A 6,499-nucleotide genomic window follows, 5' to 3' on the forward strand; every position below is an offset into this window, starting at 1 on the left:
TTATTATAAAAATACGCGTTAAATAACCTCTATTACACTATTTTAAGATAAAAAATTGTTACATTTTTTATCTTTTATTTTATTTTTTAGTCTAAAAAAGATATGTTAAAAAATGTAACACCATCACTATAAATCACTCACTCAGTGAGTGAAATGTACTAAAAATCACCTAAATATTCTTTTTAAGAGTGTCAGAATAAGTAATATATAAGAAAAAATTAACTTAAATACGTAGGAATTATCTCATCCGTGATTGTTCCTTTTATGATTAATTTTTATGAAAAACTTATTTTCACATAAAAATTAACCTAATCAAGATAGTGTTAACATCTAAATTATTGAAATATATACTTTATGATATTCTATTATTTGTTTTATTAATTTAATTAACGTTATGTTAATAACATTACTCTTTATAAAGTTAATATAATGTTAATTATTACATCTATTAAGTTTATCTGCCCGATAAACTTTTTCACCCGTAAATTGAGTAATAAAAAGAATAAACCTGTAGAAAACACTATTAATATGGAATAGGCAAAATTAAATATGAAAATTGAGGAAAGCAACAAAACGTTATATCAAGTTAGGTGGATTTATTGATATCATATAAACCAGTCATTATTCGAAACAACTCGAAATGTAATGCAAATCAATTTTTGTATTCAGTAAAAAATATTATTGCTTATTAATAATAAACACGTACGACCTTCAAGGGATTATCTATAATGAATCTGAGTAAAATTGCTTTAGCTGCGGCTTTAGTTTTTGGTATTAATTCTGTTGCAACGGCTGAAACTTCTGCACCTAAAATTGGTGCTACTAAAGGCGAAATCCAATTAAAAGGCGAAATTGTTAATTCAGCTTGTGGATTAGCTGCATCATCAAGCCCAGTTATTGTCGATTTCAGTGAAATCCCAACTTCTGCATTAGCTAATATGCAAAAAGCGGGTAACATCAAAAAAGATATCGAATTACAAGACTGTGATACTACCGTGGCAAAAACAGCTACTGTTAGCTACACCCCAAGCGTTGTAAACCCTACTAATAAAGACTTAGCTTCTTTTGTATCGGGTTCTGCTTCAGGTGCGGGTATCGGCTTAATGGACGCATCAAGTAAAGCAGTGAAATGGAACACAGCAACAACACCTGTACAATTAGCCAATGGCGTTTCTAAAATTCCATTCGTTGCTTATGTACAAGCAGAAGCGGCTGATTCAGCAGTAACACCTGGTGAATTCCAAGCCGTAATTAACTTCCAAGTTGATTATCAGTAATTCTTTTATTTAATTAATTAAATAATAAAGATTAATTACTGCAATAACGCAGAGGGATCCCTCTGCGTTAAATTTAATATAACTCTTAACTTAATTAAATATAAAAAATGAAAAAGTAATTAAATAAATATTTATTATTTAATTACTTTTTATTTAATAAAATAGATTAGGCGTTTATTCATGTTAATTCCTTTTTCATACAGCACAATTTGGAAATACAGTTGTGCCATTTTGCTATTTTGCTTAGCGTTTTCCGCTCAAGCAGAGCTTGATGATTCTGTGGAATTTAACATTCATATGCTAGATGCAGAAGATAGAGATAATGTTGATCTCTCTCGTTTTGCTACCTCTAATTACGTTATTCCGGGTATGTACTATTTAGATATTCGTCTAAATGGTAGAGACTTCCCTAGACAAAACATTAATTATATTGAAGTCGGTAAAAACCTTTCAATGGTCTGTATTGACCCCGCATTATTAAAAAAGTTAACAATTTCAGAAGAAAATCAAAAATATATCAAAGAAATAACACCCGATTGTTTCGATATAAGTCAATTACCCGGCGTCTCTGTGAAGAATGATGGTGGTGTTTTAGATATAACACTTCCTCGTTCTTTAATGAAATATGAAGATACTGACTGGACACCCCCAGAGCTTTGGGATGCGGGGATTTCAGGATTACTGATTGATTACACCATCACGGGTACTTCAACACATCCTAATAAGGGCAATAACAATAATTCGCTGACAGGTTATGGTCAAACCGGTATCAATCTTGGCAATTGGCGTTTACGAGCAGAATATCAAGGGAATTATTCTTCAGAATATTCATCAAATAATAATTTTGAATGGAATCAAATCTACGCTTATAGACCACTGCCTGATTACGCAGCAAAACTTACCTTAGGGGAAACTTATCTGAACTCTCAGATTTTTGATAGCTTTCGCTTTACGGGTATTAACTTACAAAGTGATGAACGCATGTTACCGCCTTCATTACAGGGTTATGCCCCCGAAATTCATGGTATTGCTAATACTAACGCCAAAGTCACTGTTACCCAAAATGGCCGTTTAATTTATGAAACAACAGTGCCAGCAGGCCCTTTTACTATCAAACACCTACAAGATACCGTGCAAGGCCAATTAAATGTCAGAGTTGAAGAGCAGAATGGAAAAATCAATGAGTTCCAAGTACAAACTGCAAATTTACCTTATATGACGCGCCCAGGAGCAATACGTTACAATACATCTATTGGTCAATCATCGTTACATAACCATAAAATGGAAGGGCCTCTTTTTTATCAAGGCGATTTTTCCTGGGGTATGAATAATACATGGTCACTTTATGGTGGTGTGTTATTGACAGCAAAAGACTATAACGCTTGGTCTATGGGGGTAGGCCATGATATGGGTCGATTCGGTACTTTATCTGGTGATATGACACAGTCTTATAGCAAAACGCTTAATGATGAAAACATTAATGGTATGTCCTTTAAGCTCAACTACGCAAAAACATTTGATGAATATCACAGTACCATTACCTTTGCGGGATATCGCTTCTCAGAAAAGACATTTCGTTCTTTCTCTCAGTATATTGATGAACGTTATAACGATATTAATAACAATGGTTATGAGAAAGAGATGTATACCATAACGGGTAATAAAACTTTTTGGGCTGATGATATTGAAAAATCGACAACCCTTTATCTCTCTTATCGTCATCAAAATTATTGGGATAAAAATACACAAGAGCAATTTGGTGCTACGGTTAGCCGTAATTTCTCTATTATGGGTATTGACCAAATAAATACGAGTTTATCAGCCTTTCGTACTCAACATAAAGGCAACACTGATGACAGTATTTCCTTTAATATTTCACTGCCATTAGGGAGTGGGAAAAGCGTTGGCTATAGCTTACAAGATAGTAATGGAAAAGTGAGCCAAATGGCGTCTTATTCTGATAATAGCAATTATAATAATTTATGGCGTGTACGTGCTGGATTAAGTTCTGATAATAAAGCTAGTACAGATGGCTATTATCAGCATCGTTCTCAATATGCCGAAATAAATGCCAATGCTAGCTATCAACAAGATAACTATACGGCTGTTGGTGCAACAATTAAGGGTGGCTTTACAGCAACACGTTATGGTGCAGCATTACACAGTAGCAGTATGACATCGAGTACCGCTCGTATGATGGTTGATACTGATGGCGTAGCTGGTGTGCCATTTAATAATCGCAGTACTACCACTAACTTATTTGGTATTGGTGTGTTAACTGACTTAACAAGCTATAACAATGTTGATGCCCGAATTGATGTTGATAAAATGGATTCAGATATTGAAACGCGCAAAGCAATCACATCCGCAACCTTAACCGAAGGCGCTATTGGTTATTATGTTTTCCCTGTTCGTAAAGGTGAACGCTTAATGGCGATTCTACAAACCAGCGACCATAAATATCCCCCATTTGGTGCTGAAGTCACCAACAAAGAGGGTGAAAATATGGGAATGGTGATGGAAGATGGCCTCGTTTATATTGCAGGTGTCAGCTTAAATGAATCATTAAATGTGGTTTGGGATGGTAAAGCACAATGCTCAATTACTATGCCAACTCAAATTACAGACCCGCTAAAACGTGAATCACTTTTATGTCAGGGGCATTAATGAATAAAATGAATAACAGAGATAATTGTATGAACTCATTCAACATACTGAAAACTTTATTTTGCGGATCATTACTCGCGTTAAGTGTAGCCAGCACCACGCAAGCGGGTGTGTCATTGGACAGGACTCGCATCGTTTTAACCGGTAATGAAAACTCTGCTAGCGTGAACCTGAAAAATACCAGTCCAGATATTCCTTTTTTAGCTCAATCATGGGTTGAAAATGAAAATGGGCAAAAAATTTCATCACCTTTAGTTGCACTCCCCCCTTTACAACGTCTTGATGGCGACCAAAAAGGTGTTGTTAGGATCACTAAAACGGCAGAAATTGGCCTGTTACCACAGGATAGAGAATCGCTGTTTTATCTTAATGTGCGTGAAATTCCACCAGCACCAAAACAAGCCAACGTATTACAAATGGCGATGCAATCTCGTATAAAGCTCTTTTATCGCCCAGCCGCTATTACACCTGAAAAACCAGGTATGGTTTGGCAAGATCAATTAATATTTAAAAAACAAGGCAATAAATTTATTGCTGAAAATCCAACACCTTATTACATCACCATTATTGGATTATCAAATAAGTTAAATGGTGAAGATAACGATAAATTAACAACCTTTCCAGGCTTAATGGTTGCACCTAAATCTTCATTAGATATTCCGGTTAAAACCACTAACGTAAATCAATTTTATATGATGTATGTGAACGATTATGGTGGACACCCTGAATTAAAATTTGTCTGCCAACAAGACAGCTGCAAAGTAGCGCCAAAAGAACAACAACCTAAATATTAATTAACTCGACGCCAGTAGGAATAAAATGAAATCCAATAACTGTAATTTTTATTTCAATACGCTAAAAATATTTTTTACTGGCGCGCTGTTGTGTACCCCCCTTATTGCATCTGCTTATATCCATGGCGAGGTTCGAACTGTTGGTGGGCCAAATGTATTTAGAGTTACTTTAGATAACACCACATTTCCACGTAATAAACCCGGTGAAACAGCTACCGTTAATTTCTCTTTACCTGATCGCTATTTAGCAACCGTTTATTGTCCCAAAGATCCATTAGTAGCTAATTCCCGAACCTATTATATGGCGAATTCAGATCTTCGCCCTTCCACTGGTAATTACTATGAACTCAACGAATATGTTGATGTACAAATAAAGTTTTCAATTTGGGGTCCGGATACTTTACCTACGGTTCCTTTTATTGAAAAACCGAATAATAAAAATGGTCAACAAGGATGCCGAGTTCCTGAATCACCAAAACCCAATATGTCTTCAGGAAGTAGTGGTGTATTAGTTTTTCGCTTAAAAAAACCAATTATTAATGGTGTTTCTTTAACGGGCCAAGCCGTTGCACAAATGTATGCCCGTGTAGGTAATGGTTTATATCAAGAATATGGCCCAGAGCCTATTTCAAAATTGGTTATTAGCTCAGGAATATTAACTACTGAAGATAAATGCACATTTAATAATGGCTCACCTATTACTTTTAATTTTGGCAACGTAGGGAATACTTCTGAATATTTAAATGGTCAAAATTACAAAATTACGCGAAATATTCCAATAAAATGTGAAGGCGGCAGTTTTACCAATCCAAACAGTCGAATTATGTTTAAAGTTCAGACCGGTAGTTCTGGAGTAGCCAGTTTTAATTCTGATTATTTAGGTACCACAGGCCCTGTTGACAGAACAAATTTAGGCATTGTTTTAAGAGATAAATCTGGCGCTATTGTTGCCCCTAATAAATATTTTTCTGTAGGGAAATTAAACAACTTTACAGGTAGTTGGGAAGTCACTGCGGCACCAATAGCAAAAACTGGCAGTAAAATTACTGAAGGTGAATTTTCTGCTCATGCCACACTCGTTGCGGAATTTATGTAATGAAAAAAATAATAAAAATATCAGTAAATAAAATAATATCATCATTTCTATTACTGTTATCACCATCCGTATTTGCGGGAACCGAATTAATTGGTGGTGATATGGAATTTAAAGGCGTTGTCGTTGCACATGGATGCACTATTGTTGCTGGTGATGAAAATAAAGTAATCGATTTCAAACAGATATCATCTAAAGATCTTTATACTTTTCAAAAAACTGAACCTATATCTTTTAGTATTAGCTTAGAAAATTGCAGCCAAGATATTTATAAAAGTGTCACTATTACACTTGATGGAAAAGAACATCCCACAATGCCAAATCATTTAGCTGTTGTTGGAACGGGTTCAGAAGATCCTAAAAGTATTGGTATCGTATTTACTGATTTTAATCGTAATATTATTCAATTAAAAAAGCCGAGCACCACCCGACTTCTTAATAATCAACGTATTCAATTTAATTTTATGACCTATGTTGAAGCATCATCTAGCGCGATTAAAAACCAAACAGTACTAACGGGACCTTTTCAAGCTCAAGCTACTTATACTTTAAATTACCAATAATAAGTCCTTAATCAGGTTACTTACCTTGTTGAGCTATTTTTTTGATATTAATGATTGGTAACGCCATTTTTTGTGATTTCAACTGCTTTTGTTGTGCTCTTCTCA

General features: G+C 34.7%; 5 protein-coding genes. All 5 read left to right on the plus strand.

What is annotated here, in order from left to right; all coding sequences use genetic code 11:
- The first annotated feature begins 728 nt into the window (after positions 1–728).
- The gene (locus M997_RS13340; protein ID WP_064720593.1) at positions 729–1,277 is read left to right on the plus strand and encodes a fimbrial protein; all 549 of its coding nucleotides are present in this window, start codon (positions 729–731) and stop codon (positions 1,275–1,277) included.
- Positions 1,278–1,457: 180 nt separating this feature from the next.
- Positions 1,458–3,944 carry a fimbria/pilus outer membrane usher protein gene (locus M997_RS13345; RefSeq protein ID WP_064720594.1) on the plus strand — a complete coding sequence of 829 codons (2,487 nt, stop codon included), beginning with the start codon at positions 1,458–1,460 and terminating at the stop codon, positions 3,942–3,944.
- A 29-nt stretch (positions 3,945–3,973) separates the two neighbouring features.
- On the plus strand, positions 3,974–4,738 hold the full coding sequence (locus M997_RS13350) for a fimbrial biogenesis chaperone (protein ID WP_064720602.1): 765 nt from the start codon (positions 3,974–3,976) through the stop codon (positions 4,736–4,738).
- Positions 4,739–4,763: 25 nt separating this feature from the next.
- Positions 4,764–5,834: a fimbrial protein gene (locus M997_RS13355; RefSeq protein ID WP_064720595.1), complete on the plus strand. Its 1,071-nt coding sequence runs from the start codon at positions 4,764–4,766 to the stop codon at positions 5,832–5,834.
- Positions 5,834–6,394 (plus strand): fimbrial protein, encoded by a 561-nt coding sequence (locus tag M997_RS13360; RefSeq protein WP_239994688.1) that lies wholly within the window; start codon positions 5,834–5,836, stop codon positions 6,392–6,394. Before M997_RS13355 ends, M997_RS13360 begins: the two co-directional genes overlap by 1 nt.
- Positions 6,395–6,499: the final 105 nt, after the last annotated feature.

This window comes from Proteus hauseri ATCC 700826 (genome assembly GCF_001654965.1).
In the GTDB taxonomy this organism is placed as follows: Bacteria; Pseudomonadota; Gammaproteobacteria; order Enterobacterales; family Enterobacteriaceae; genus Proteus; species Proteus hauseri.

Coding starts and splice junctions, on each gene's coding strand:
- M997_RS13360 (WP_239994688.1), top strand. CDS start 5,834: ATGAAAAAAATAATAAAAATATCAGTAAATAAAATAATATCATCATTT.
- M997_RS13355 (WP_064720595.1), top strand. CDS start 4,764: ATGAAATCCAATAACTGTAATTTTTATTTCAATACGCTAAAAATATTT.
- M997_RS13345 (WP_064720594.1), top strand. CDS start 1,458: ATGTTAATTCCTTTTTCATACAGCACAATTTGGAAATACAGTTGTGCC.
- M997_RS13350 (WP_064720602.1), top strand. CDS start 3,974: ATGAACTCATTCAACATACTGAAAACTTTATTTTGCGGATCATTACTC.
- M997_RS13340 (WP_064720593.1), top strand. CDS start 729: ATGAATCTGAGTAAAATTGCTTTAGCTGCGGCTTTAGTTTTTGGTATT.